23 protein-coding genes are annotated in these 26,379 nt (G+C 72.7%); 11 read left to right on the top strand and 12 right to left on the bottom strand.

Going from position 1 to position 26,379, the window contains the following annotated elements; genetic code table 11:
- Positions 1-113: 113 nt before the first annotated feature.
- From D9V36_RS31070 to D9V36_RS31060, 3 genes are read right to left on the bottom strand one after another with little or no spacing between them, the layout of a single operon-like run.
- Positions 114-1,307, bottom strand: a complete 1,194-nt coding sequence (locus D9V36_RS31070) for a bifunctional RNase H/acid phosphatase (RefSeq protein WP_129296678.1) — start codon at positions 1,305-1,307, stop codon at positions 114-116.
- Between the two features lie 3 nt (positions 1,308-1,310).
- Positions 1,311-2,054 carry a zinc ribbon domain-containing protein gene (locus tag D9V36_RS31065; protein WP_206739861.1) on the bottom strand — a complete coding sequence of 248 codons (744 nt, stop codon included), beginning with the start codon at positions 2,052-2,054 and terminating at the stop codon, positions 1,311-1,313.
- Positions 2,051-2,917, bottom strand: coding sequence for a Nif3-like dinuclear metal center hexameric protein (locus tag D9V36_RS31060; protein WP_206739753.1), 867 nt, complete (start codon positions 2,915-2,917; stop codon positions 2,051-2,053). Before D9V36_RS31060 ends, D9V36_RS31065 begins: the two co-directional genes overlap by 4 nt.
- Before the next feature lie 296 nt (positions 2,918-3,213).
- On the opposite strand from D9V36_RS31060, the gene D9V36_RS31055 reads away from it, so the two are divergent.
- Together D9V36_RS31055 and D9V36_RS41180 are read left to right on the top strand one after the other, a co-directional pair.
- Positions 3,214-4,695 carry a hypothetical protein gene (locus D9V36_RS31055; RefSeq protein ID WP_129296676.1) on the top strand — a complete coding sequence of 494 codons (1,482 nt, stop codon included), beginning with the start codon at positions 3,214-3,216 and terminating at the stop codon, positions 4,693-4,695.
- Between the two features lie 159 nt (positions 4,696-4,854).
- Positions 4,855-5,022 (top strand): hypothetical protein, encoded by a 168-nt coding sequence (locus D9V36_RS41180; RefSeq protein ID WP_164993068.1) that lies wholly within the window; start codon positions 4,855-4,857, stop codon positions 5,020-5,022.
- 110 nt (positions 5,023-5,132) lie between these two features.
- Here the strand turns inward: D9V36_RS41180 and D9V36_RS31050 are convergent, their stop codons facing one another.
- The 3 genes from D9V36_RS31050 to D9V36_RS31040 form a co-directional block, all read right to left on the bottom strand.
- Positions 5,133-6,110: a 3-oxoacyl-ACP reductase gene (locus D9V36_RS31050; RefSeq protein ID WP_129296675.1), complete on the bottom strand. Its 978-nt coding sequence runs from the start codon at positions 6,108-6,110 to the stop codon at positions 5,133-5,135.
- Between the two features lie 133 nt (positions 6,111-6,243).
- Positions 6,244-7,320 carry a Zn-dependent alcohol dehydrogenase gene (locus tag D9V36_RS31045; protein WP_129296674.1) on the bottom strand — a complete coding sequence of 359 codons (1,077 nt, stop codon included), beginning with the start codon at positions 7,318-7,320 and terminating at the stop codon, positions 6,244-6,246.
- A 200-nt stretch (positions 7,321-7,520) separates the two neighbouring features.
- The gene (locus tag D9V36_RS31040) at positions 7,521-8,396 is read right to left on the bottom strand and encodes a MaoC/PaaZ C-terminal domain-containing protein (RefSeq protein WP_129296673.1); all 876 of its coding nucleotides are present in this window, start codon (positions 8,394-8,396) and stop codon (positions 7,521-7,523) included.
- A 393-nt stretch (positions 8,397-8,789) separates the two neighbouring features.
- On the opposite strand from D9V36_RS31040, the gene D9V36_RS31035 reads away from it, so the two are divergent.
- Genes D9V36_RS31035 through D9V36_RS31020 form a run of 4 tightly spaced genes read left to right on the top strand, consistent with a single transcriptional unit; the run spans position 8,790 to position 12,600 of the window.
- Complete coding sequence (locus D9V36_RS31035; protein ID WP_241721116.1) at positions 8,790-9,773, top strand: ABC transporter ATP-binding protein; 984 nt, start codon at positions 8,790-8,792, stop codon at positions 9,771-9,773.
- Positions 9,773-10,501: an ABC transporter permease gene (locus tag D9V36_RS31030; protein WP_129296672.1), complete on the top strand. Its 729-nt coding sequence runs from the start codon at positions 9,773-9,775 to the stop codon at positions 10,499-10,501. Before D9V36_RS31035 ends, D9V36_RS31030 begins: the two co-directional genes overlap by 1 nt.
- 6 nt (positions 10,502-10,507) lie before the next feature.
- Positions 10,508-11,998, top strand: a complete 1,491-nt coding sequence (locus D9V36_RS31025) for a histidine kinase (RefSeq protein WP_129296671.1) — start codon at positions 10,508-10,510, stop codon at positions 11,996-11,998.
- Positions 11,995-12,600: a response regulator transcription factor gene (locus D9V36_RS31020; protein WP_129296670.1), complete on the top strand. Its 606-nt coding sequence runs from the start codon at positions 11,995-11,997 to the stop codon at positions 12,598-12,600. The genes D9V36_RS31025 and D9V36_RS31020 overlap by 4 nt, the downstream gene beginning before the upstream one ends.
- 158 nt (positions 12,601-12,758) lie before the next feature.
- Here the strand turns inward: D9V36_RS31020 and D9V36_RS31015 are convergent, their stop codons facing one another.
- The 3 genes from D9V36_RS31015 to D9V36_RS31005 form a co-directional block, all read right to left on the bottom strand.
- Positions 12,759-14,207: an MFS transporter gene (locus D9V36_RS31015; RefSeq protein ID WP_129296669.1), complete on the bottom strand. Its 1,449-nt coding sequence runs from the start codon at positions 14,205-14,207 to the stop codon at positions 12,759-12,761.
- Between the two features lie 420 nt (positions 14,208-14,627).
- Complete coding sequence (locus tag D9V36_RS31010; RefSeq protein ID WP_129296668.1) at positions 14,628-15,821, bottom strand: lipid-transfer protein; 1,194 nt, start codon at positions 15,819-15,821, stop codon at positions 14,628-14,630.
- Between the two features lie 36 nt (positions 15,822-15,857).
- A complete protein-coding gene (locus tag D9V36_RS31005; protein WP_129296667.1) occupies positions 15,858-18,044 on the bottom strand; it encodes an acyl-CoA dehydrogenase in 2,187 nt (728 codons plus the stop codon).
- A gap of 163 nt (positions 18,045-18,207) precedes the next feature.
- Between D9V36_RS31005 and D9V36_RS31000 the strand changes: the two genes are divergently transcribed.
- The 5 genes from D9V36_RS31000 to D9V36_RS30975 all read left to right on the top strand — a co-directional run bounded on the left by D9V36_RS31000 (position 18,208) and on the right by D9V36_RS30975 (position 23,422).
- On the top strand, positions 18,208-18,840 hold the full coding sequence (locus D9V36_RS31000) for an HAD family hydrolase (RefSeq protein ID WP_129296666.1): 633 nt from the start codon (positions 18,208-18,210) through the stop codon (positions 18,838-18,840).
- Between the two features lie 688 nt (positions 18,841-19,528).
- Complete coding sequence (locus D9V36_RS30990; RefSeq protein WP_129296665.1) at positions 19,529-20,194, top strand: class I SAM-dependent methyltransferase; 666 nt, start codon at positions 19,529-19,531, stop codon at positions 20,192-20,194.
- Between the two features lie 19 nt (positions 20,195-20,213).
- Positions 20,214-21,113, top strand: coding sequence for an N-acetylmuramoyl-L-alanine amidase (locus tag D9V36_RS30985; protein WP_129296664.1), 900 nt, complete (start codon positions 20,214-20,216; stop codon positions 21,111-21,113).
- 209 nt (positions 21,114-21,322) lie between these two features.
- Positions 21,323-22,144, top strand: coding sequence for a hypothetical protein (locus tag D9V36_RS30980; RefSeq protein ID WP_129296663.1), 822 nt, complete (start codon positions 21,323-21,325; stop codon positions 22,142-22,144).
- 267 nt (positions 22,145-22,411) lie between these two features.
- Complete coding sequence (locus tag D9V36_RS30975) at positions 22,412-23,422, top strand: LLM class F420-dependent oxidoreductase (RefSeq protein WP_129296662.1); 1,011 nt, start codon at positions 22,412-22,414, stop codon at positions 23,420-23,422.
- Between the two features lie 14 nt (positions 23,423-23,436).
- Here the strand turns inward: D9V36_RS30975 and D9V36_RS30970 are convergent, their stop codons facing one another.
- The 3 genes from D9V36_RS30970 to D9V36_RS30960 all read right to left on the bottom strand — a co-directional run bounded on the left by D9V36_RS30970 (position 23,437) and on the right by D9V36_RS30960 (position 26,314).
- Positions 23,437-24,240 carry a maleylpyruvate isomerase family mycothiol-dependent enzyme gene (locus D9V36_RS30970; protein WP_129296661.1) on the bottom strand — a complete coding sequence of 268 codons (804 nt, stop codon included), beginning with the start codon at positions 24,238-24,240 and terminating at the stop codon, positions 23,437-23,439.
- A 62-nt stretch (positions 24,241-24,302) separates the two neighbouring features.
- Complete coding sequence (locus tag D9V36_RS30965; protein ID WP_129296660.1) at positions 24,303-25,385, bottom strand: prenyltransferase/squalene oxidase repeat-containing protein; 1,083 nt, start codon at positions 25,383-25,385, stop codon at positions 24,303-24,305.
- Entirely contained in the window at positions 25,382-26,314 is a 933-nt protein-coding gene (locus tag D9V36_RS30960) for a class I SAM-dependent methyltransferase (RefSeq protein WP_129296659.1), read from the bottom strand. Before D9V36_RS30960 ends, D9V36_RS30965 begins: the two co-directional genes overlap by 4 nt.
- Positions 26,315-26,379 lie beyond the last annotated feature (65 nt).

Raw genomic sequence — 26,379 nt, 5'->3', positions numbered from 1 at the left:
TACGACGGGCCCCGCGCCTGGGTCCACGAAGGGCCCGGCACCTCGGCCTGCGAGGTACCGGGCCCGGTCGCCCTGGCCACGGGGGGCGAGGCCGCGCTGTCGCGGCACGGCCGCTACCGCAGATGCGAGGTGTCGTTCAGCAGCCGCAGCGAGGCGTTGCCGTCGGAGTAGTACGCGACGACCGAGAGCGAGGCCGCGGACAGCTCCATCCGGAACAGCGACTCCGGCGGGGCACCCAGCGCGAGGCGGACCAGCGTCTTGACGGGGGTGACATGGGTGACCACGAGGACGGTCTTGCCCGCGTAGCGCGCGAGGAGCTTGTCGCGGGCGACGGCGACCCGGCGGGCGACCGTCGCGAAGGACTCGCCGCCTCCGGTGGGCGCCACCTCGGCGGAGCCGAGCCAGGCGTCGAGGTCGTCGGGGTGGCGCTCGCGCACCTCGGCGAACGTCAGCCCCTCCCACGCCCCGAAGTCGGTCTCGCGCAGGCCCTCCTCGATCCGGACCTCCAGGCCGAGCCGGTCCGCGACCGCGCCGGCGGTCTCCCGGCAGCGCCGCAGCGGTGAGCTGACGACGGCCTGGATCGTGCCCCGGGCGGCGAGCGCGGCGGCGGTCGCCTCGGCCTGGCGGCGCCCGGCGTCGGAGAGCGCGGGGTCGGTGCCGCCGCTGCCGGAGAACCGCTTCTCGGGCGTCAGCGGGGTCTCGCCGTGCCGCAGCAGGACGAAGGTCGCGGGCGGACCGAGGTCGGGAGAGCCCCAGCCGACCGCCGGGGCCGCGGGGGACGCTGCCTCCTCCGCCGTCGCCACCGCCTCGTCGGCGGCCCGGGCGGCGGCGCTGCGGGCGGGCGCGGCCGCGGTGGCGAGCGCCGCCGTGGAGTTGCCCGGCTCCCACTGCCGGCCGGCCTTCCCGGCGTCCATCGCCTCGTTGGCGAGCCGGTCCGCGTGCTTGTTCTGCGCGCGGGGGATCCACTCGTAGGTGACCTGGCCGGGCGGGAAGACCGCACCGGCCTCGGCGGCCAGCGGCTTCATGTCCGGGTGCTTGATCTTCCAGCGCCCGGACATCTGCTCGACGACGAGCTTGGAGTCCATCCGCACCTGGATACGGGCCTGCGGATCGAGCGCATACGCCGCCCGCAGACCGGCCACCAGGCCCTTGTACTCGGCGACGTTGTTGGTGGCGGTGCCGATGAACTCGGCGGCCTCGGCCAGCGCCTCGCCCGACTCCGGGTCGAGGACGACCGCGCCGTAGCCGGCCGGCCCCGGGTTGCCCCGGGACCCGCCGTCCGCCTCGACGATCAGCGCGCGCGACACGGCCTACAGACCCGAGTCGGGCGTACGGACCAGGATGCGGGTGCAGTTCTCGCAGCGCAGCACCGTATCGGCGGCGGCCGCACGGACGTCGTTGACCTCGGTGATGTTCAGCTCCAGGCGGCAGCCCTCGCAGCGGCGCTGGTAGAGGCGGGCCGCACCGACGCCGCCCTCCTTCGTGCGGATCTTGTCGTAGAGCTTCAGCAGGTCGGCCGGGATGTCGGCGACGGTCAGCTCGCGCTCCTTGGAGACCGTGCCGCGCTCGGTGTCGATCTCGGCGAAGGCGGCGTCCCGGCGGGCGGCGGCGTCGTCGACCTTGGCCTGGATGGCGTCGACCCGGCCGGTCAGCTCGGTCACCCGCTCCTGGGCGCTCTCGCGGCGCTCCATGACCTCCAGGACGACGTCCTCCAGGTCACCTTGGCGCTTGGCCAGCGAGGTCAGTTCGCGCTGGAGGTTCTCCAGGTCCTTGGGGGAGGTGACGGCACCGGAGTCCAGGCGCTTCTGGTCGCGGGCGGCGCGCTGGCGCACCTGGTCCACGTCCTGCTCGGCCTTGGTCTGCTCGCGGCTGGTGTCGCTCTCCTCGGTCTGCGCGGCGACGAGCAGGTCGCGCTGCTGGATGAGGTCGGCCTCCAGGGTCTGCAGCTCGGCCAGCTCGGGGAGGTTGTTGCGCCGGTGGGCGAGCTGGGTGAGCCTCACGTCCAGGGCCTGGACGTCGAGGAGGCGGATCTGGTCGGCGGGCGCGGCGTTCAGCGTGGGGCTCCTGTGGTGTGGGTCGGGGCGAAGAAGGGGGTGGACGCCGCGTGGGCGGTCCAGGGGTCGGTGACCGTACGGGAGACATGCGTGCGCAGTCCCCAGCCGTGCCGGTCGGAGACCGCGTCGAGCTGGGCCGCGGCCTGCTCGCACCACGGCCATTCGGTGGCCCAGTGGGCGGCGTCGAGCAGCGCCAGCGGGCTCTTCTGGGTGGCCTCGGAGGCCGGGTGGTGGCGCAGGTCGGCGGTGAGGAAGGCGTCCGCACCGGCCGCCCGTACGTCGTCGAAGAGGCTGTCGCCGGAGCCGCCGGAGACGGCGAGGGTCCGGATCTCGCGGTCCGGGTCGCCGGCCGCCCGGATGCCCTGCGCGGTGGCGGGCAGCCGCTCGGCGGCGTACCCGGCGAGCTCGGCCAGCCTCATCGGATGCGGCAGCTCGCAGATCCGGCCCAGGCCCCGGCGGCCCGCCGGGTCGCTCGGGTCCGGCACCAGCGGGCCGAGGATGCGCAGGTCCAGCGCGCCGGCCAGGGCGTCGGAGACACCGGGGTCGGCGGTGTCGGCGTTGGTGTGCGCGACGTGCAGGGCGATGTCGTGCTTGATGAGCGTGTGCACGACCTTGCCCTTGAAGGTCGAGGCCGCGACCGTCGTCGTCCCGCGCAGATAGAGCGGGTGGTGGGTGACGAGGAGGTCGGCGCCGAGCTGCACCGCCTCGTCGACGATCTCCTGGACCGGGTCGACGGCGAACAGCACCCGGCGGACCTCGGCGCCGGGATCTCCGCAGACCGTGCCGACGGCGTCCCACCCTTCGGCCCGCTCGGGGGGCCAGAGGGCGTCGAGCGCGGTGAGGACTTCAGACAGTACGGGCACGGGTGGAAGATTACCTCCCAGCTGTGACATGGCGCGGGGCCCTCGGGTCGTCTCCCCCGCCCCTGCCCCTCCGCCGCCCGGCCCATGCGGGAAAACCGCACCGGCCGTACCGGAAATCCGTTTCAGCCGTGACGGAAATCCGCACCGGCCCGTGCCGGATGTCCGCAGCACACCCCTCCCGCCGGGAACCGGCGAACCGGACAATCGCCACACTTATGCGTGAAGTGTGGCACCTCTCGGCGATCGGCCGGACGTACGAAAACTAGCTTCGGTTGCCGACTGGAGGTGACCTAGCGATGACGATCTGTGCCACTGAGGACGCCAGGGCGCGGGACATGCGGGATGTGCGGGATGTGCGGGACCACGCCCGTCGTGCGGCGCTGACGATCGCCGCCGACGGTTCGTACGCCGCCCGGCTGGCCCGTCACGACGACGCCGCCGGGAGCTGGTTTCCGGAGCGCTGGACGCTGAGCGGCCCCGAGCCGTACGCCGTGCCGCTGCAGGGCAACCAGCCCGAGGAACCGGACAGTGCGCTGCTGCCGCTCGCGGACGGAAGGGTGCTGATCCTGCGCCGGGTCGCCGGCCGTTTCGCCGTCTCCCTGCTCTACCCGGCGGGCCGCGGCACCGGTGAACTCCTGCTGGGCGCCGTGCAGGCCCCCGAGCTGACCCTGCTGCCGCCCGCCCCCAGCGGGAAACGGGGCTACGCCCTGGCCCCCGAGGAGCACCGGACCACCCTGTGGCTGCTGCACGGCGGCACCGAAGGACCCGAGCGGGTCGCCCGGATCCCGGGACGCTGTACGGGGGGCGTCTGGCTGGACCGCGGCGGCCGGCTGCTGGCGCTGGACCGGGAGACGGACGGCCGGACGAAGACCGTGGTGGTCGATCTGGAGCGGGGCGGCGAGACCGGTCCGCTGCTGCGGATCACCGAGGAGAGCAACGACCGGCTGCTGCTCGCCGATCCGGACAGCGGACTGCTGCTCCTGCGGTCGGACGCCCCGGGGCACGACCGGCTGGGCTGGTGCGTGCTGGGCAGCAGTCTGCCGGTGCGCTTCCCGGAGTGCCTGCATCCCGCGCAGGCGGCCCTCACACCGTTCGCGGCGCAGCCGGGACAGCTGCTGGCACCGGAGAGCTGTGCGGTGGCGTTCCGGGTGGCCGCGGCGAACGGGACGTGGCTGGGGGTCTGGCGGCCCGCGGAACGGCAGTTGCGGCACTTCCCGGCACCGGAGGGGTGGCTGGCGGAGACCGGACTGTGGACGGCGGGCGGCGAACTGCTGCTGCCGTACGCGACGGGGGCGGAGCCGTGCGGGGTGGCGCGGGTCTCCGTGTCGGTGGGGGTGGCGGAGCCGGGGCAGCCGATGGAGCCGCCGGAGCGAGCGGGGCACGCGGGGCGGCCGGTGCAGCCGGTGCGGCCGGTGCGGCAGCAACCGCCGGTGCAGCCGGTGCAGAAGCAACCGCTGGTGCAGGCCGAGCGGCCGCAACCGCCCGTGCAGGAGGTGCAGGAGGTGCAGACGGTGCAGAACGCACAGCCGGCGCAGGAGGCGCCAGGGACGCAGGAGGCGCAAGAGATGCAGGCGCTGCAAGGGGCGCCTTCCGGGGCCGTGGCCTCGGCGGCTGCCGGGAGCGGCGGGGAGATTGTCCCGGATGCAGCGGATACCGACAACCGCTCCACAGCATCTGCACAACCCCGGACCGTGCCCGCGGAACCGCCGAGTCTCCCCCCACATCCTGGAATGTGCAGGCCAGTTCCCCTGCAACAGGCACCTCAGGCGGCCCGGTAACCCGGTGGAGCGCGATTTCCGGCCCCGTTAGAATTTCGGGCGGGGGCTACGCAGCCGGTTGACCGGCCACCGACAGTGCCGCTCGGGTCAGCCTCGGCGGTCGTCGGGCGAGGTCCCGACGCGTACAGCTGTAAGCAATCTGACGGAGTGACTCTTCCCATGCCCGAAGCCCGAACCGACACGACCCAGGCGAGCCCCCAGGAGGCATCCGCCCAGGCCGCCGAGGCCGCAAGCTCCGGCAAGCACCGTGGTCCGGCCGCCGCCGAGGAGTCCGGCTCCGCCGCCCATGGCCGGCACCGCCGGGACAAGCAGCCGCAGGACGCGTAAGGCCGGTCCGGCGCGCCCCGCCCGCCGACCGTACGAACGGCCGTGGCCGCCGCACCGCATCATCGCGGGCGGCGGCCACGGCCGTGGTGCACGGTGCGCCGCGCGGCGGCTCAGTCGTGTTTGAGGGCCAGCACCTCGGCCGCCGCGAAGGTCTCGTCCGGCGGGCGCTGCGCGTAGTACGGGGTCAGCAGTTCGTCCAGCTCCTCGAAGCTGAAGAGGTCCTTTCCGGTGTCGAACTTGGCGGCGATCCGCGGACGTTCGGCGATGGCGACCATGCCGCCGTGCACGACCAGCAACTGGCCGTTGACCCGGGCAGCGGCCGGCGAGGCGAGATAGCCGACGAGCGGTGCGACGTGTTCGGGGGCGAGCACATCGAGCCCGCCCCCCTCGCCCTCGCGGCCCTCCCCCGACTCCGCGGCCCCCGGATGTGCGGGAAAGCCGGCGAAGACGTCCTCCGTCATACGGGTACGGGCGCGCGGGCAGATCGCATTGGTGGTCACGCCGTATTTGCCCAGCGCCAGGGCCGTGGAGGTGGTCAGGCCGACGATTCCCCCCTTGGCCGCGGCGTAGTTGGGCTGGCCCGCCGAGCCCGCGAGGAAGGCCTCGGAGGAGGTGTTGATGATCCGGCCGTGCACCGGGCCGCCGGCCGCCTTGGCGCGCTCGCGCCAGTGGGCGGCGGCGAAGTGGGTGGTGTTGAAGTGGCCCTTGAGGTGGACGCGAATGACCGAGTCCCACTCGTCCTCGGTCATCGAGAACACCATCCGGTCGCGCAGGATGCCCGCGTTGTTGACCAGGATGTCGAGCCGTCCATAGGTCTCGACCGCCAGCCGCACCAGGGCGCGGGCGTCCTCGTGGTCGGCGACGTCGCCGAGGTGGGCGACGGCCCGGCCGCCCGCCGCGCGGATCTCGGCGGCGACGTCCTCGGCGGGCGCCGCAGAGGCTTCGCCCGAACCGTCGCGGCCCGGCTGCCCGTAGTCGTTGACCACGACGGATGCGCCGAGGCGGGCGAGTTCGAGGGCTTCGGCGCGGCCCAGGCCGCGCCCGGCACCGGTGACGATCGCGGTCAGGCCCTCCAGTGGCTGTGCCATTCCTGTCCTCTCCAGTCTTCTCGGAGCGCGGTGGGGTGCGGTGAATACGGGGTGCGGTGGATACGCGGTGAGGGGGATACGGGGTGAGGGGGCGCGGCGACGCGCTCCCGTGGAAGCGTGAGCGCCGCGGGCGTCAGATCTCGATGCAGGTGCGGAGCGAGGTCCCGGAGCGCATCTGGTCGAGCGCGTCGTTGATCTCGGCGAGCCGGACGCGATGGGTGATCAGGCCTTCGAGGTCGATCCGGCCGGCCCGCCACAGGGCGATGGCCCGCTCGTAGGAGCGCAGCACATCCGCGCCGCCGTACAGGGAGGGCAGGATCCGCTTCTCGTCGAAGAACAGCTCGAACATATTGACCTGGAAGGTGTCGTCCATGGCTCCCGCGCCGACCACACACAGGGTGCCGCCGCGCCGGGTCATCTCGTAGGCGGTGCGGGCGGTGGCGGACTTGCCGACCACCTCGAAGACGTAGTCGAAGCCCTCCCCCGCGGTGATCCGGGCCTTGGCGTCGGCGAACTCCTCCGGGGCGACGGCTTCGGTGGCGCCGAAGCGCAGCGCGGCCTCCCGGCGGGCGGGGACCGGGTCGACGGCGATGATCTGGGCCGCGCCGCAGGCCTTCGCGCCCTGGATGACGGAGATGCCGACGCCGCCGCAGCCGATCACCGCGACCGAGGAAGCGGCCTCCACCTTGGCCGTGTTGAGGGCCGCGCCGAGTCCGGTGGTGACGCCGCAGCCGATGAGTGCGGCGATCTCGTAGGGGACGTCGTCCGGGATCGGGACGGCGCAGTTGGCGGCGACCACGACCTCCTCGGTGAAGGTGCCGGTGCCGGCGAAGCCGAAGACGTCGCCGCCGGCGCGCCGGAAGTTGGGGGTGCCGGCGTTCATGAACCCGGCCAGGCACAGGTGGGTCTGGCCGCGCTTGCAGGACGGACAGCTGCCGCAGGCGGGCAGCCAGCACATCAGGACGCGGTCACCCTGGGAGAGCCCGGTGACGCCGTCGCCGACGTCGAGGATCTCGCCCGCGCCCTCGTGCCCGGGGACGAAGGGGGCGGGCTGCGGCAGCACCCCGTTCATCGCCGAGAGGTCGGAGTGGCACAGACCGGTCGCCCGGATCCGGATCCTGACCTTGCCGGGGCCGAACCCCACCGCCTCGACGTCGTCGAGGACTTCGAGCTTGTCCTGCCCTGTCTCGTGCTGTACGGCTGCGCGCATGTCACGACTCCTCTCGTACGTACGGCAATCCCGCCCCCGCCCGGACCGTCCGGGGCGACGGCGCGCCCCGGACGGCACTCGTTACCGGGTGTCTCCCTACCGGGTGTTCCCCTACTGGGTGTCTCGCTGCCGGCGTCTCCCTGCTGGGCGTCTCGCTGCCGGGCGTCTCGCTGCCGGGTGTCTCCCTGCCGGGCGTCTCGCTAGCTGTGCTCCACCACCGTGTCGGCCAGTACCGGCGCGTCGTCGCGGTCCGCGGCCGTGACCGACACCTGGATCCGGCCGGGCTCTTGCCACAGGCCGATCCGCAATGTCTCCCCCGGGAAGACCACCCCGGCAAAACGGGTCGTGTACGACCGCACGCGGGCCACGTCGCCGCCGAGCAGCGTGTCGACCACGGCCTTGAGGGTCACCCCGTAGGTGCACAGCCCGTGCAGAATCGGCCGGTCGAACCCGGCTAGCTTGGCGAACCCGGGGTCGGCGTGCAGCGGATTCCAGTCGCCGGAGAGGCGGTAGAGCAGCGCCTGGTCCGGGCGGATGTGGCGTTCGGTGCGCAGGTCGGGGGCGCGGTCGGGGAGGTCGAGGCGGGCGGAGGGGCCGCGGTCGCCGCCGAAGCCGCCCTCGCCGCGGACGAAGATCTGGGTGTCGCAGATCCACAAGGGCCCGTCGTCGTCCGCGACTTCGGAGCGCAGCACGATGACGGCGGCCTTGCCCTTGTCGTACACGGCGGGGACGGACGAGGTCTGGGTGGCGCGGCCGCTCACGGGGAGGGCGCGGTGCACGGTGACGGTCTGGCCGCCGTGCAGGACCGCGGCTAGGTCGACGTCGATGCCCGGGGCGGAGAGCCCGCCGGCGAGGGCCATTCCCCCGCCCGCGACGGTGGCGAAGGCGGGCAGGACGTGCAGCGTGCTCTCCAGGGTGTAGCGCAGTTCGTCCGGGTCGGTGGCGGGGTGAGGTTTCTCCGGGGTGGCCGCGCCGGCCCCGATGCCGAGGTGGTAGAGCTGGACGTCCTTGTGGTCCCAGGCGAGTTCGGTGGTCCGCGGCTCGGCGGAGGTGGCCTTGGCGGCGTCGATGGGCATGGGGCTGCTTGCTCCTTCACCACGTTGCGAAGACCCCGGCCCGGCCGTCCGCACCGTCGACCGTGCCGGGGTCGTACCTGGTCGGCGCGGCCGCGCTCCGTCGGCGTACCTTTCACACTTCTAGAACGCGTTCTAGCCGATGGCCCTCATGTATAGCCGATCCGTCCCGCACCCGGAAGACCCCTGACGCTGTGTCAGATCGGCTCGGATGGGCCTTGCTCCTCTCGGGTCCCGCCGGATCCCCTCGGAACCCCTGCGCCTATGTGCCTGGCACCCGGCCCCCGCCGCTCCCCACCGTGACATTTGTCAGGGCGGATCACACACATTCGCCTCTAACGCCCCGCAGCGACTCTCCGTAACGTCATAGACATCGAACGAGAGGCGGGGGTGGGCATGGCACTCACGAAAGAGCCGGTCAGCACTGCGTGCACGAAAGGTGGCGCCGCGGCGGTGGCGTTCTCCGGGGTGACACGGAGTTATGGCGCGGTCAGGGCCGTGGACGGGCTGGACCTGGAGATCACGGTGGGCGAGACGGTGGCGCTGCTCGGGCGCAACGGTGCGGGCAAGTCCACGACCCTCACCATGCTGCTGGGGCTGCTGCCGCCCGGCACGGGATCGGTGCGGCTGTTCGCCGGCACCCCGGAGACGGCGGTACGGGCGGGCAGGGTGGGCGCCATGCTGCAGGACGGCAAGCCCCTGCCGCGGGTCACGGTCCGCGAACTGATCACGTTCGTCGCCGCCACCTACCCCCGCCCCATGGCGGTCACCGAGGCCCTGGAGCTGGCCGGCCTGAGCGAGTTCGCCGGGCGGCGGGTGGACCGGCTGTCCGGCGGGCAGGCCCAGCGGGTCCGCTTCGCGGTGGCGCTGGCCGGCAACCCCGAGCTGCTGGTGCTCGACGAACCGACCGCGGCGCTGGACGTCGAGGCGCGCCGCGCCTTCTGGCGCTCGATGCGCGCGTACGCCCGCCGCGGCAACACCATCGTGTTCTCCACCCACTATCTGGAGGAGGCCGATGAGCACGCCGACCGGATCGTGGTGATGGACGGCGGCCGGGTGGTCGCCGACGGCAGCGGCGAGGCGATCAAGCGGCGGGCCGGCGGCACGCTGGTCTCCTTCGACCTCGCGGGCGCCGCGACCGAGCCGCTGGCCGCACTGCCCGGCGTGAGCGCCGTGGAGGTGCGCGGCGACCGCGCACTGCTGCGGACGACGGACTCCGACGCGACCGTCGTGGCCCTCGCCGGACTCGGGCTCGTCCGCGCCCTGCAGGTCACCCCCACCGGCCTGGAGGACGCCTTCCTCACTCTCACCTCCGGCAACGCCGCCGGTCACACCCCGGCGCACACCCCCGCCACCCGGTCCGCGAAGGAGCTTGCGTGATGCTCGACTACATCCGCCTCGAAGTGCGTCGCACCCTGCGCGACCGGGGCTTCGTCATCTTCGGCATCGGGATGCCGGTGCTGATGTATGTGCTGATGACCAACATCGGTGCGGGCCCCGGCGGCGCCGGTATGGAGTGGAAGACCGCGTCGATGGTCGGTATGGCCGCGTACGGTGCGCTGGGCGCGGCGATCGGCACGGGCACGGGCGTCGCCGAGGACAAACAGCTGGGCTGGCTGCGGCAGCTGCGCATCACCCCGCTGAGCCCGGTACGGGTCGTCGTGGGCCGTGGGCTGACCGGCTCGGTGACGGTACTGCCGGCCATCGCCTCCGTACTGCTGGTGGGCGCGCTGGTCAACGGTGTCCGGATGCCGGTCTGGCAGTGGGCAGCGCTGGCCGGGCTGCTGTGGATCGGCGCCACCCCCTTCACCCTGCTCGGCCTCGGTAACGGCTACCGCCTCTCCGCTCAGTCCACCGGCATGGTCAACACGGGCTGCATGCTGCTGCTGTCGATCATCGGGGGCCTGTGGTTCCCGGCCGAGCTGTTCCCCGGCTGGCTGCGCTCGCTGTCGACCTGGACCCCCGGCAACCGCTTCGCCGAACTCGGCCAGAGCGTCACCCAGGGCGCCGCTCCGGGCCTGGGCGCAGTAGCGGTGCTGGCCGCCTGGCTGGCACTCTTCGGCGGATACGCGGTGTACGCGTACCGTCGGGCCGCACGAACGGTGTGATCGACGATGGTGCAGACCGGAGAAGTGACAGTGCAGCACAGCAAGCAGCGCGCCGCCGGTGACAGCGAGCCCGGTGGCGCGGAGGGCGCCGGCGACCCCACGTGCCAACCGAAGCGGCCGGGCAGGAAGACGGACCGGGGGCCGGGCAAGTACGCCTTCCTGCCGTGGCTGCTGATGGGCCTGGGCGCCTTTTCCAACATCATCCAGGGCAAGACGGGCAACCCCTGGCTGGCCGGTCTCGGGCTGCTCACCTTCAATTCCCTCTACATCACCGTCGTCTGGTCCGCCTTCAACCCGCGGCTGCGGGACTCCCGCTATCCGCTGTACGCCCTCGGTCTGCTGACCGCCGTCACCTTCGCCATCGCGCTCGGGTTCGGCGGCAACTGGTTCCTGTTCTTCCCGCTGCTGTCGCTGGCCTCGGGCACGGTGCGCGCCCTGCGCGGCAAGAAGCTCGCCCTCTGGCTGATCACGCTCAGCGGGACGGCCGGGTATCTGGTCGGCCGGCACGGCCCCGACCCATGGGGCTCGTTCGGCATCGGGTACGGCACGTTCCTGTCCGGCACGGTGACGGCCGCGGTCCTCAGCCTCTTCGACACCATCCAGGAACTGAACGCCACTCGCCAGGAGCTGGCCCGCAGCGCCGTCGAGAAGGAGCGGCTGCGCTTCTCCCGCGATCTGCACGACCTGCTGGGGCACACCCTGTCCGTGGTGGTGGTCAAGGCCGAGGCGGTCCGCCGGCTGGCGCCGCGCAATCTGGATGCGGCGCTCGCCCAGGCCGCCGATATCGAGGCGGTCGGCCGGCAGGCGCTGACCGAGATCCGCGAGGCGGTCACCGGCTATCGCGAGGGCAGTCTGACCACCGAGCTGGACCGGGCCCGTTCGGTGCTGGAGGCGGCCGGTATTGAACCCGTCGTACGGCAGGCGGGACCGCCGCTGCCCCCGCAGGCCGGTGCGCTGCTGGGCTGGGTGGTCCGCGAGGGCGTCACCAACACCGTCCGGCACAGCGGCGCCACCCGCTGCGAGATCGACGTCCACGCCGACGACGAGCGGGTACGGCTGACGCTCACGGACGACGGCCGCGGTCCCGTAAGCTCCGGTGCTGCCCCGGCACCCGGCCTGGCCTGGCTCCGCGACCGCGTCCCCGGGCGCGGCGGCGATCCGGGCGGCAGCGACCCGGGCGGCAGCGACCCGGGCGGCGGCGATCCGGGCGGCTACGGGGTGAGGGACGACTTGAGCATGACGCGCGGTGCGCAGGGACCGGACGGCACGGGCCGCCCGGAGCCTGCCGCGCCGGGCTCCGGCGAGCCGGACAGCACGGCCCCGGCCGGCCCTTCGGGAGCGGTGGGCGGCACCGGGCTGAAGGGGCTGGCGGAGCGGCTGGCCGCGGCGGGCGGCACCCTGCGCAGCGGCCCGGACGGCCGCCGCGGCTTCCGTGTCACGGCGGAACTGCCGGTCGGCACGGGTGATATGGCGGATGTGGAGGAGTTGACCAGGTGATCAAAGTCCTGCTGGCGGAGGACCAGGGGATGATGCGGGGCGCGCTGGCGCTGCTGCTCGACCTGGAGGAGGACATGCAGGTCGTGGCCCAGGTCGCGGCGGGCGACCAGATCGTCGCCGCCGCCCTTGACGCCCGCCCCGACATCGCCCTCCTGGACATCGAACTCCCCGGCCGCAGCGGCCTGGACGCCGCGGCCGACCTGCGCGAACAGCTGCCGTCCTGCAAGGTGCTGATCGTGACGACCTTCGGCCGCCCCGGCTATCTGCGCCGCGCGATGGAGGCCGGGGCGTCCGGTTTCCTGGTGAAGGACGGCCCGGTGGAGGAGCTGGCGGCGGCGATCCGCCAGGTGCTCGCCGGCGAGCGGGTCATCGACCCCGGCCTCGCCGCGGCGGCGCTGAGCGCCGGCCCCAACCCCCTGACCCAGCGCGAACGCGACGTCCTCACCACCGCCGTGGACGGCGCCACGGTCGCCGATATCGCCGGCAAACTCCACCTCTCCCAGGCCACCGTCCGCAACTACCTCTCCGCGGCCATCGGCAAGACCGGCACCCGTAACCGTATGGAGGCGGTGCGGGCGGCGCGGCGGAACGGCTGGTTGTAGCGGGGAGGCAGCGGGCGGGAGGGCCGGGCCGGAGGGCACCGCGGCCGGCTCAACCGTGGCCGGATCGGCGGTGACCGGTCCGGCCGTGACCGGTTCGGCAGTGGACGGAGGGCGCGGCCGTGGGCTGCTCAGCCGTGGACACCGCGGCTGTGGGCAGCTCAGCCGTGGGCGGCGTCCTCGCGTCGCCGGGGCAGCGCGAGGACCATCAGCACGATGCTGCACAGCAGGATCAGGGAGCCGACCCGGAAGGCCAGACCGTACCCGTCCGCCAGGGCCTTCGGACCACCGTGGCCCGCCGCGATACGGGACGCGGCGATGGTCGACAGGACCGACAGGCCCAGCGCCCCGCCCATCTGACGGGAGGTGTTGATCAGGCCGGAGACCAGCCCCTGGTCGGCGGGGTCGGCGCCGGACGTGGCGATCGCCGCGATCGGCGTCGCCGTCAGCCCTGCCCCCAGAGCCATCAGGATGCCGGGCCCGAGAATCGTGCCGAGATAGCTGCCGTCGACGTCCATCGCCCCCTGCCACGCCATACCGGACGCGGAGATCACCGCACCGGTGACGGCGAGGGTCTTGGCTCCCACCCGGTTCATCAGCCGCGGTCCGACCTTGGAGCCCAGCACGATGGAGAGCGAGTGCGGGATGAAGGAGAGCCCGGCCTCCAGGGGCCGGTAGCCCAGCACGTTCTGCACATACAGCGACAGGAAGTACCACATGGAGAACATCGCGGCGCCGGCCAGCACCATCGCCCCGTTCGCCGAGTAGACCGAGCGCACCCGGAAGAGCCCCAGCGGCATCAGCGGAGCCTTGGCGCGCGCCTCGACGGCCAGGAACACCGCGATCACGACCAGCCCGGCGGCCAGCGGCAGCAACGCGGAGGCCGAGGTCCAGCCGTCCGTCTCGGTCTGCACGATCCCGTACGCCACCAGCGCGAGCCCGGCGGTCACCAGCACCGCGCCGGGCACATCCAGCCGCCGCCCGGCGCCCTGCCGGCTCTCGGTGAGCCACCACGCCGCGCCGGTCAGCACCAGCGCCCCGACCGGGACATTGATCAGCAACACCCAGCGCCATGACAGGTATTCGGTGAGCACCCCGCCGACCAGACCGCCGACCGCGCCACCGCCGGCACCGACCGCCGTCCAGGTGGCGATGGCCCGGTTACGGGCCGGACCGGGCGGAAACGACGTGGTCAGGATCGTGAGGGTGGCCGGTGAGAGCACGGCGGCGCCGACCCCCTGGACCGTCCGGGCAGCGATCAGCTGCCAGGGCTGCTGGGCCAGTCCGCCGCCCACGCTCGCGACGGTGAACAGCGCCAGCCCGAGGACGAAGACCCGCTTACGGCCGAAGAGATCGGCGGCCCGTCCGCCGAGCAGCATGAAGCCGGCGAAGGTGATCACATACGCGTTGACGATCCACTGCAGACCCAGTTCGCTCAGGCCCAGGCCGGTCCGCATGGCGGGCAGGGCGACGTTCACGACGGAGACGTCCAGGACGACCAGGAACTGCCCCGCACACACCAGCAACATCACCAGCCACGCCGGTGCGGCCGTCCGGCGCGTGGTTTCGGGCATGGTGGCGGGGGCGGCTATCGGCGGCATGCCGCCCATGCTCGCATTCGCCGCTTGGATCCCGCATCGGCATATCGGTGCATGGACCACCTGACTGGAGTCCTAGGGCGCCGGACGGAGGGCTGGGGGGGGGGAGTGCGCGGCCAAGTGGGAGGGCGCAGGGCGGGGCCGTAGGGGCTGGCCCCTACGGGACGGGAAGGCCCCCAGCAGACCAACTACCCATACAAGGGGCTTGGTTACCGCGTCGATTGGTCACCGCATAGACGCGATCACACCGACCCGATCACACCGACCCGGCCACCTCACCCCGATCACATCAACCCGGCCTGGCTACCTCACCCCGATCACATCGACCCGGTCGCCTCACCCCAGCCGCCTCACCCCGATCGCATCGCCCCGATCGCCTCGCCCCGATCGCGCGCCCCTGGTCGCGCGCCCCCGGTCGCAAAGGCCACCTGATCACCTGCGCAGCAAGGTCACCACCGCGGCGCCGCCCAGCCCGATGTTGTGCGCCAGGCCCACCCGGGCACCGGGGACCTGCCGTTCGCCCGCCGTGCCACGGAGCTGCCAGACCAGCTCGGCGGTCTGCGCCAGGCCCGTCGCGCCCAGCGGATGCCCCTTGGAGATCAGGCCGCCGGACGGATTGACCACCCAGCGGCCGCCGTAGGTCGTGGCGCCGTCGGCGACCAGCTTCCCCGACTCCCCGTCCGCGCACATGCCCAGGGCCTCGTAGGTCAGCAGCTCATTGATGGAGAAGCAGTCGTGCAGCTCGATGACGTCGATGTCCTCGATGCCCAGGCCACAGGCCGCGAAGACCTGCCGGGCCGCGGCCCGTGTCATGGGCTTGCCGACGGCATCGATGCAGGAACCGGAGGAGAAGCTTTCCTCGGTGTCGGTCGTCATGGCCTGCGCGACGATCTCCACCGCCCGGTCGGCCAGGCCGTGTTCGCGGACGAATCGCTCGGAGGCGACCACGGCCGCGGCCGCACCGTCGGAGGTCGCAGAGCACTGCAGCTTGGTCAGCGGCCGGTGAATGGTCCGGGCGGCGAGGATGTCCTCGACGGTGTAGACGTCCTGGAACTGGGCGTGGGGATTGTGGGCGGAATGCCGGTGGTTCTTGGCGCCGACCGCGGCGAGCTGTTCGGCGGTGGTGCCGTGGCGCTCCATGTGTTCGCGGGCCGCGTTGCCGAAGATCTGGGCGGTGGGCGGGGTCATCTCGAAGCCGTGGGCGGCAGCCATCACGCCGTAGTGGCGGGCCACCGGCGAGGTCTGGAAGTCGCCGCCGTCCGCGCCGCCGCCCAGAGCGCCCCGCTTCATCTTCTCGAAGCCCAGCGCCATGACGCAGTCATTGATCCCGGCCTCGACGAACTGGCGCGCCATCATCAACGCGGTCGAGGCGGTCGCGCAGTTGTTGTTGACGTTGTAGACCGGGATGCCGGTCAGGCCCAGTTCGTAGGCGGCGCGCTGGCCTGCCGTCGAGGCCTGGTAGCAGAAGCCGACCGGTAGCTGCTCGACCGCCTCGTAGCCGATCCCGGCGTCGGCGAGCGCCTTGGAGCCCGCTTCCTTCGCCATGTCCCAGTACTGCCACTCACGGGTCTCGGGCTTCTCGAACTTCGTCATCCCGACGCCTACGACGTACGCCTTGCCAGCCATGGATGTCCTCCTGGAAGCGGCCGGATACGGGGAGTCTCAGATCAGCGGGCGGGGCTCCGGGTCCCTGGGCAGGCCGAGCAGCCGTTCCGCGACGACGTTCAGCTGCACCTGGGTGGTGCCGCCGGCGATGGTCAGACAGCGCGACATCAAGAAGCCGTGCAGCGCCCGTCCGCCGGCCCCTTCCCGCACCGCGCCGTCCGGCCCGAGCAGTTCCAGCGCCAGCTCGGCGACCTTCTGCTGGTGCGGGGTCTGGACCAGCTTGCGGATACTGGCGCCCGCCCCCGGCTCCAGGCCCGATACCTGCTGGAGCGTGGTGCGCAGCCCGATGCAGCCCAGGGCGTGCGCCTCGGCGGCCAGCGCGCCCACCTTCGCCCGCACCGCCGCGTCCAGCCCCGCGGCGCGTTCGAGCAGCGCCTCCAGGCCGGTGCCGAAGGTCAACTGGTCGGCCATGTGGATGCGTTCGTTGTCCAGGGTGGTACGGGCCACCTTCCAGCCGTCGTCGACCTCGCCGACCACCGCGTCGGCCGGCAGCAGCACATCGTCGAAGTAGACCTCGTTGAAGAGGGCGTCGCCGGTGATCTCCTTCAGCGGGCGGACGCCGATGCCGGGGGTCGCCATGTCGACGACGAAGAAGGTCAGGCCCTTGCGCTTGGGAGCCTCCGGGTTCGTGCGGGCCAGCAGGATGCCGTGGCTCGCCCCCTGGGCGGCCGAGGTCCACACCTTCTGGCCGTTGATCCGCCAGCCACCGTCGTCCGTCCGTTCGGCGCGGGTGCGCAGGGAGGCCAGGTCCGAGCCGGCCTCGGGCTCGGAGAACAGCTGGCACCACAGCAGGTCGCCGCGCAGCGACGGCAGCAGATAGCGCTCCTGCTGCTCCTGGGTGCCATGGGCGATCAGCGAGGGGACCACCCAGGTCGCGATGCCCAGATCGCTGATGCGGACGCCGGCGGCGGTGCACTCCTGCTGGATCGCCAGTTGCTGTACGGGGCCCGCGCCCAGTCCGTAAGGCCTGGGGAGGTGCGGCGCGGCATAGCCGGTGGGGGCGAGTGCGCGCCGTACGGCCGCGGGGTCGAGGCCGCGGACGCCGTCGATGACGGTGCGGGCCGCGGCCCGGTACTCCTGCGCCGTGGCGGGGAGTTCGAGGTGCAGGGCGCGCCGGGCACCGTCGGCGCCGTGGCGGGCGGCACGCAGCCGGTGGGTGTCGCCGCTGCCGAGCAGCTGGCGGGCCACGGTCGCCCGCCGCAGATGGAGATGGGCGTCGTGTTCCCAGGTGAAGCCGATGCCGCCGAGCACCTGGATGCAGTCCTTGGCACAGCCGAAGGAGGCGTCCAGGGCGGTCGCGGTGGCCAGCGCCGCGACCAGCGCGCGGACCGCGGGCGGCTCGTGCAGCGCGCGGGCCGCGTCCCAGACCAGGGCGCGGGCCTGCTCGCAGCGGACGAGCATATCGGCGCAGAGGTGTTTGACCGCCTGGAACTGGCCGATCGGACGGCCGAACTGCTCGCGTACCTTGGCGTATTCCGCGGCGGTGTGCAGCGACCAGGCGGCCGTTCCGCAGCTCTCCGCGGCGAACAGCACCCCGGCGGTGTCGCGGACGAGGTCGCTGTCGACGGCCACCAGCCGGTCACCGGGCACCGGCACGGCGTCCGCGCTCACCTCGGCGGTCGGCCGGGTCGGATCGGCGCTGTCCTGAACGCGTACGGACAGGGTCTTGGCGTCGACGGCGAGCCAGACGGTGTCCGTGGAGGTCTGCGCGGCCAGCACCAGCAGATCCGCATCGGCGCCGGCCAGGACCGGGGGCGCGGTGCCGTCCAGGACGTAGCCGCCGGCGCGCGCCGTGGCGGTGAGGGAGCCGGGCCCCAGGGCGACGGCGGCGATGCGCTCCCCCTCGGCCAGGGCCCGTACCAGGGGCCGGTGGCCGCCGCCGCGGTGCAGCAGCTCGGCGGCGAGGGTGGTGGGCAGGTAGGGGCCGGGGAGCGCGGCGCGGCCCATTTCCTCCAGCACGACGGCGAGATCCAGCAGTTCACCGCCACCGCCGCCCTCGGCCCCGGGGAGGTGCAGCCCCAGCAGCCCCTGGGCGGCGAGCCGGTCCCAGTAAGCGGGCCGCCCCTGCGGTCCATGCGCGGTGTCGAGCAGCTTGCGCACCTCTTCGGGCGGCACGGCCCGCGCGACCCAGCCCCCAGCCGCCTCGGCCAGGTCACGGTGTTCTGCTGTGATTCCTATGCCCATACACAGCACACTAGAACACGTTACATTCTGACGGAAGGTCAGAAATGGGTAGGGGCACGTGACATGGGCAGGGTGGCGCGGGGTGGGACAGTCACCGGCAGGGCATCCGCGGCCGGAGCTCTTCGGCCGCCCACGGCGTGCCCCGGTGTGTTACCCAAGGGCCGTGACGACTTCCCAGACGGCCGGCAGGCCCTTCGACGCGGTGCTGTGCGACCTCGACAACGTGATCCGCTTCTACGACATGACGGAGCCGGCACGCCTGGAGCGTGCTGCGGGGCTGACGGAGGGCACGATTGCAAGGGTGGCCTTCGCGCCGGAGACGGATCTGCCGCTGCTGCTCGGCGCGATCACCAAGCAGCAGTGGGTGGAGTCCATCGCGCTCGGCCTCGCCGGCCAGGTGCCGGCGGACCGGGCGCGCGCATTGGCCACGGCGTTCGCCGAGGCGCCGTTCCGCGCCGACGACGCGGTGGTGGCCATACTTCGTGAAGTGCGGGCGCACCTGCCCTTGGTGCTGGTGACCAACGCGACCGTGGAATGGGAGGACGATCTGGCGGCGTTGGGGCTGACGGATCTCGCTCACCACGTCGTCAGCAGCGCCCGGGTGGGGGTGGCCAAGCCGGACCGGAAGATCTACGAGATCGCGGCCGAACGGGCGGGGGTCGCCATGAACCGGTGCCTCTTCGTGGACGACCGGCTGGAGAACATCGAAGCGGCGACCGCGCTCGGGATGACCGGCCTGCACTACCGCGAGCCTGCCGACCTCCGCGGACCGCTGGGCTTCCTGCTGGACAGCTGATGCGCCACTGCCCCGCCGGGATTCCCGAGGGAACCACGGGGACCACCGAGACCACGGGGGCCACAGGGACCACAGGGGCCACCGGGACCACTGAGACCACGGGGTCCACGGGGCCCACGGGGATCAATGAGGAGGCGCAAAGGAATCGGTCCGGTGAATTCCGGTAGGCGTCTTCGCGGGATGACGCGGGGAGGGTCGCCATTCCCTACGCCCCGGTTCCCCGTCGCGCATTCGCCGCTTTCCGGCATCAGGAAACGGCCGACGATAAAACGCCGGGAACGGACGGGAACGGACAGGAAGCCGACGGAAAGCCTGCGGAAAGCCGAGGAGAACCAGCAGAAACCAGCGAGCCCCCGGAGAGAACCCGGCGAGAACCCGGTGGAAATCCGGCGGAAACCCGACGGGAACCCCGACGGGAACCCCGGCTGGAACCCCGACACCCCCGCCGGAACCGACAGGAACGGCTGTCAACAGCCGCACAACAGCCAGGAACCGCCAGGCCCCCGGCACACGGAAAGAGGAACCCCGTTCCGATATCCGCCATCTGCCATCCGATATCCGCAATCCACTACCCGCAATCCACTACCCGCTACCCGCTACCCGCACGACCGGAAGGGAGACCCGCACCTCACCCGCCCGGGCCCGTACGGCACGATGAGGCACTGACCGCACCACCTGGAGGCAGCCCATGTCCGCTCCCACGGCTCCGACCGCTCCGCAGCCGGAGATCCTCGCCGCGTTCGAGGCGGCGAAGGGCTTCATGCCCGTGGACGAAGGCCTTGCGCTGTACGCGGCGGCGGCCGAGGCGGCGGCGCTCGGGCTTCCGCTGGTGGAGGTCGGCACCTACTGCGGCCGGTCCACGATCCTGCTCGCGGACGCCGCCCGCGCCGCCGGGGTCATGGCCGTCACCGTCGACCACCACCGGGGCAGCGAGGAGCAGCAGCCCGGCTGGGACTACCACGATCCGACCGTCGTCGACCCCGAGGTCGGGCGGATGGACACCCTGCCCACCTTCCGACGCACCCTGCACGCCGCGGGCCTGGAGGACCAGGTGATCGCCCTGGTGGGCCGCTCCCCGCAGGCGGCGGCCGTCTGGCAGGCGCCGGTGGGCCTGGTCTTCATCGACGGCGGGCACACCGACGAGCACGCCACCGCCGACTACGAGGGCTGGGCGCCGCATGTCGCGCCCGACGGGCTGCTGGTGATCCACGACGTGTTCCCCGACCCGGTCGACGAGTGGACCGGCCAGGCCCCGTACCGCATCTACCGCAGGGCCCTGGAATCCGGCGCCTTCACCGAGATATCGGCCCACCGGTCGCTGCGCGTACTGCGGCGCACCGGGGCCGGCATCTGAGCGGGCTACCATCGCCGACGTGTCGAACGGCAGTACTCCTTCTCCGCGCCGCCGCCTGCGCGGCACCCTCCTCGTCGTGGTGGCCGCCGTGGTGGCCGCCGGCCTCGGGGGCTGGCTGGTGTGGCGGTCGGCGGGTGACGGCGCCGGGCCCCCGGGGGCCGGGCCGCCCGCACCGAGCCGGTCGCCGGGGCACGGGAGCGGCGGCGCGGCGAGCGGCGGCCCCCAGCGCCCGGGCGGCCCGCACGGCAGCCTCAAGGGCAAGGTCGTGGTGATCGACCCCGGCCACAATCCGCACAACAACGATCACGGCCGGGAGATCGCCCGCCAGGTGGACATCGGCAACGGCCACAAGGAGTGCGACACCACCGGCACCTCCACCAACGACGGCTACGCCGAGGCGTCCTTCACCCTCGATGTCGCCCGCCGCGCCCGCACCCTCCTCCAGAAGGCGGGCGCCAAGGTCGTGTTCACCCAGGACGGCGACCGCCCGTACGGGCCGTGCGTGGACAAGCGCGCCGCCGTCGGGAACACCGCGCACGCCGATGCCGCACTCTCGATCCACGCCGACGGCTCGGGCGCCGGCAACCGCGGCTTCCATGTCATCCTCCCCGCGCGCGTCACGTCCGGCCCGGCCGATACCGCAGCGATCGTGGCGCCCTCGCGGAAGCTGGGCGAACGGCTCGCCGACCGGTTCCATGCGGTCACCGGAAGCCCGCGTTCCAATTACATCGGCGAGGGCACCGGACTCGACGTACGCTCCGATCTCGGCGGCCTCAACCTCTCCACGGTGCCGAAGGTCTTCCTCGAGTGCGGCAATATGCGCGACCCCGAGGACGCCGCGCAATTGACCGACGCCCGGTGGCGGCAAAAGGCGGCCCGGGGGATCACCGAGGGCATTACGGACTTCTTGCCGCACTGACCGGAGCGCCGTCCGCGCCCGCGAAACCCACCCCATACCAGCTCCGATACCGGCTCCGATACGCCGCACCGATAGCGCGGCCGACGAAGAGGACGGCCCACAGGATTCGGCGATAGGTTCCCCTTTACGATGGGTGGCCACCGCCGTGCCTCGCACTGCGCACCGCGACAGCGACGACCGGACCCACGAAACCGACAAAGGACCCTTACGTGAACATCCGCTCCCTCAGTCGAGGCGACGGCGTGGTGATCGGAGCAGCGGTGTTGCTGTTCATCGCCTCGTTCCTCGATCTCTCCAGCTTCTCCGGCGTCAATGCCTGGGACTCGCTGAACCTCCTCATGAGCGTGTACCTGGCCGGAGTGATCGGCGCGGCGGTCATCGTCGTCGGCCGCACCCTGCCGCAGTCGCAGCCGCGCAAGGTGGCCGGTCTCGACCTCGCCCAGTTCGGTGTCGCCCTCACCGTCTTCGTGGCCTGGACGGAACTGTGGACCCTCTTCACCTTCCCCAGCGTCGGCCCCGGCCTGATCCTCGGTCTGATCGCCGCCCTGATCCTGGCCGGCGGCGCCGTCGCCACGCCGCTCCTGCCGCCGCTCCAGGCCGCGCTGATCAGCGCCCCGAAGCCGCAGGCCGCCCCGTACGGCGCGGGCCCCAACCCGGGTTACGGCTACCCCGGCGCCCAGCAGCAGGCGGGCCACGGCTACGGCTACCCGGGCGGCCAGCAGCAGCCCCAGTCCGGCCAGCCCTACGGCCAGCAGGCACCGGCCGACGCCACGGTCGGCGGCCATGCGGCAGCCGCCCCCGCAGCGGCCACCCCCGCGGCCGGCGCCCCCACGGACTTCGCCCCGTTCTGGTTCGCGGTCCCCGTCGCCCGTCCGCTGTACGGCGAGGACGGTTCGCCGGCGCCGATCGCCGAACTGGCGCCCGGCACCTGGTACCTCGCGGTGGAGCAGCGCGGCCAGGCCCTGATCGCCCAGACCCAGGACGGCCGTCGCGGCGTGCTGCAGGACACCACCGGTATCCAGCGCGGCTGACACCGGACGCACAGCGGTCCTTTCGCGGCCTCTCACCTCACGGCCCCTCGCCCTCGCGGCGGGGGGCCGTTGCCATGTCCGCGATCGGGTCGTACAGTCGCCGGACGCACGCGACCTGATAGGCCGTCAGCAATTGCGCGGTCAGCACTGCCCCCCCCCCGTGAGCACGGCGGCCACTGTGACCACGGCCGCCGTCGGCACGGGCCACCGTCGGCACGGACTGCCGTCCGCACGGGGCGGTCACCGCGTCCGGGAGGGGCGATCGGCATGCGACTGGGGCTGGCACTGGGCTACTGGGGCCGCGGCCCCGACCCCCGGCACCTCGAACTCGCCCGCGAGGCCGAGCGGCTGGGGTACGACTCGGTGTGGACGGCAGAGGCCTGGGGGTCGGACGCCTTCACCACGCTCACCTGGATCGCCGCCCACACCTCCGGCATCAAACTGGGCACCGGCATCGCACAGATGGCGGCCCGCACCCCCACCGCCACCGCGATGCACGCCCTGACCCTCGACCATCTCTCCGGCGGACGCCTGCTGCTGGGCCTGGGCCTCTCCGGACCGCAGGTCGTCGAGGGCTGGTACGGGCGGCCCTTCCCCAAGAGCCCGCTGACCGCCACCCGCGAATACGTCGACGTGATCCGCCAGGTCCTGCGCCGCGAGGGGCCGGTGACCTCGGACGGGCGCTTCCACCCGCACCCCTACCGCGGTGCGGACGGCACCGGCCTCGGCAAGCCGCTCAAGCCCATCTCCCATCCGCTCCGGGCGGACATTCCGCTCCTCCTCGGTGCCGAGGGCCCCAAGAACATCGCCCAGACCACCCGGATCGCGGACGGCTGGCTGCCGCTGTACTGGTCGCCGCAGCGCACCGACGTCTACCGGGCCTCGCTCGACGGCGCCCCGGAGGGCTTCCTGATCGCCCCGATGGCCCGCGCCGTGGTCTGTGACGACCTCGCCGAGGGGCTGCTGCCGGTCAAGGCCATGCTCGGCTTCTACATCGGCGGGATGGGCCACGCCGCCAGGAACTTCCACGCCGATCTGATGGCGCGGATGGGGTTCGAGGAGGAGGCCCGGCGGGTGCAGCGGCTCTTCCTCGACGGCCGTAAGGAGGAGGCCGTCCGCGCCGTTCCGGACGCCTTCGCCGACGAGATCTCCCTGGTCGGCCCACGGGAACGGATCGCCGAGCGGCTGGAGTTGTGGCGCGCGGGCCCGGTCACGGATCTGCTGGTCACCGCCCCGGACCCGCACACGCTACGGGTACTGGCCGAGCTCAACTCCTGACCCCGGCCGGCCGCTCACCCGAAGGACGCCCACTCCAGCCACTGGTCGAGCAGGGCGCGCTCGCCCAGCACCTCGACCCGGTCGCTGTCGGCGGGCAGCCGTCGGTAGAGGACCTGGAGCACATCGGTGAGGGGGCCGCGCAGCGCGACCGCCGCCTTCTCGTGGGTGCGGCGGTGGGTGGGCGCCTCCCCCGTGAGGTCGAGCAGCCACTCGGCGTCCACACCGGGCGGGGCGTCGGTGGCGTGGACGTGGATCGTCCGGCCGGGGCCGAGCAGGTTGCCGCCACGCTCGGCGAAGCGGGCCACCACCATCGGCAGTTCACCGATCTGCAGCCACTCCTCCAGACAGTCCGCGGCCACCGGCGCGGGGACCTCGAAGGGGACACCGGCGGTGAGCGCCGCATCGGCCCGGTGGACGACCGTCTCATGGGTCATCCGGCGGGCCCAGAACCCGGAGTTCCGGGCCGTCGTCCAGCTCCAGACCTCCGCATCGGGGCCGGCCTCCCGCAGGGCGGCGACGGTCTGCTCGGCGCCCGCCGCCAGCCAGGCGTCGAGCGCCGCCGCGTCCTCGCCCCCGGGCCCCGCGCCCTCGGGGACGTCCGCGGGGTCGACGCTCTCCGCCGCGCGGGTGGCGACGAGCGCGCCGGCCCAGCGGTGCGCACCCCCCACATGCCGGGCGAGATCGGCCAGCGTCCAGTCGGGGCAGGTCGGCACGGTCGCCGAGAGGTCGGCGGTCCGTACGATCTGCCGGAACGCGTCGGTCTCGGCGAGGAGTTGGGCGCAGTATTCCTCGTGGGTGAGGGATCCTTGGAGTGTCATGCGGCGCACATTAGTGCGCCCTCCCCCTCCCCGCGCGCCTTTTCCGGGGAGGGCGCGCCGCCCTACGGGCCCGGCGGCCGGCAGCAGTCCGGATCGAGCCCCGTCGGCAGCCACTCGCCCCCGAAGACCGAGGTGGTGGCCTCGTCGCCGCCCAGGGCGGCCACCGCGAGCAGCAGCGAACCGGCCGTCCAGGAGGTGCGTTCGCGGGGCCAGATCGCGTCGTCGTCGAAGACGTAACCGGTCCAGTACATGCCGTCCTCGGCGCGCAGGTGCTGGATCCACTTGAGGATCTGTACGGCCCGCTCGGACTCCCCCATCGCCCACAGCGCGAGCGCCAGTTCGGCGCTCTCCCCGCCGGTGACCCAGGGGTTGGGCAGCACACAGCGCACGCCCAGACCGGGCACGACGAAGCGTTCCCACTCCGCGTCGATACGCTCCCTGGCCGCCGCACCGCGGACCGCGCCGCCCAGGATCGGGTAGTACCAGTCCATGGAGTAGCGGGCCTTGTCGAGGAACCGCTCGGGGTGGCTGCGTATCGCATGGCCGAGGCTGCCGGCCGCCAGTTCCCAGTCGGGCTGGGGCTCCTCGCGCTGTGCGGCCAGGGCGAGCGCACAGCGCAGTGCCTGGTAGACGGAGGACGAGCCGGTCAGCAGCGCGTCGTTCACGGGCGTGCCGTCGTCCTCGCGCTTCCAGCCGATCTCGCCGCCGGGCTGCTGGAGCTCCAGGACGTACTCGATCGCCGAGTGGACCGCGGGCCACATGCGGTCGAGGAAGGTCTCGTCGCCGGTGGAGAGGTAGTGGTGCCAGACGCCGACCGCGATATAGGCGCAGAAGTTGGTCTCCCGGCCGCGGTCGGTGGGCTCCTCGGCGTCACCGTCGGCGTAGGCCGCGTACCAGGACCCGTCCGGGTTCTGATGCCGTACCAGCCAGTCGTACGCCGCCTCGGCACGCTCGTGTTCGCCGGCCGCGTCCAGGGCCATGGCGGCCTCGGTGTGGTCCCACGGGTCGAGGTGGTGACCCCGGAACCAGGGGATCGCGCCGTCCGGCCGCTGGGCCGCCAGGATGCCGGCCACCGTGCGGGCCGCCTCTTCGGCGGTGAGCACCCCCGGCAGGACCAGCCGTTCGGTACGCCCGGGACTTGTCACTTGGCGGCCCCGGTGGAGTTCTTGGCGGACTTGGCGGAGGACTTGGCGGTGGAGGTCCTGGAGGTGGGCTCGGCGGCCGGCTTGGCGCCCGCGGCCTTCTTGGCGCCGGTCCTGGCGCCGGACTTGGTGCTCCGGGCGGACTGACGGGCGGGGGTGGCGGCCTCGACGGGCTCGCTCTCCGCTGTGGCGGCGGGCTCGGCGGCGGCCGTCTCCGGAAGGTGCGGCTTGGTCGCGTAGACCACGAAGCTCTTGCCGATGACGGGGTTGAGCGCCCGCTCGGCGAGCCGGGTGGCCAGCGGCTTCTTCATGATGTCCCAGACCAGCAGCTTGTGGTACGCCTGCACCGGCAGCGCCTTGTCGTTGTCGACCCCGAAGGCGCACTTGAGCCACCAGTAGGGGCTGTGCAGCCCGTGGGCGTGGTGGGTGCCGTACGGCTCCAGCCCGGCTTCCCGCATCTTGCCGAGGAGTTCATCGCCGCGGTAGATGCGGATATGGCCGCCCTCGACCTCGTGGTAGGCGTCGCTGAGCGTCCAGCAGACCTTCTCGGGGCCGTAGCGCGGGACGGTGACGGCGATCCGGCCACCGGGGCGCAGCACCCGGACCATCTCGGCGAGCACCCCCTTGTCGTCCGGGATGTGCTCCATGACCTCGGAGATGATCACGACGTCGAAACTGTCGTCGGGGAACGGCAGGTTCAGCGCATCGCCCTCCATGGCGGTGGCGGAGGCGCCCGCCGGGGCCTCGCCCGCCTCCTCCATCGCGGCGAACCACTTGGCGACCTCGCGGATCTCCTCGCCGTTCTGGTCGAGGGCGACGACCTGCGCGCCGCGCCGGTAGCACTCGAAGGCATGCCGGCCTGCGCCGCACCCCAGGTCGAGCACGCGGTCGCCCGGAGCGAGCGGGAAACGGGAAAAGTCGACGGTCAGCACGGCGTTCTGCTTTCGTCCGGCGGTTGGTGGCGGTGTGGCTGCGGAAAGAGGGCGGGGCCGGCCGG

This window comes from Streptomyces lydicus, from assembly GCF_004125265.1.
GTDB classification, from domain to species: domain Bacteria; phylum Actinomycetota; class Actinomycetes; order Streptomycetales; family Streptomycetaceae; genus Streptomyces; species Streptomyces lydicus_C.
Note: the sequence above shows the minus strand (reverse complement) of the source record. Positions and strands in the feature narration are given on the sequence as shown.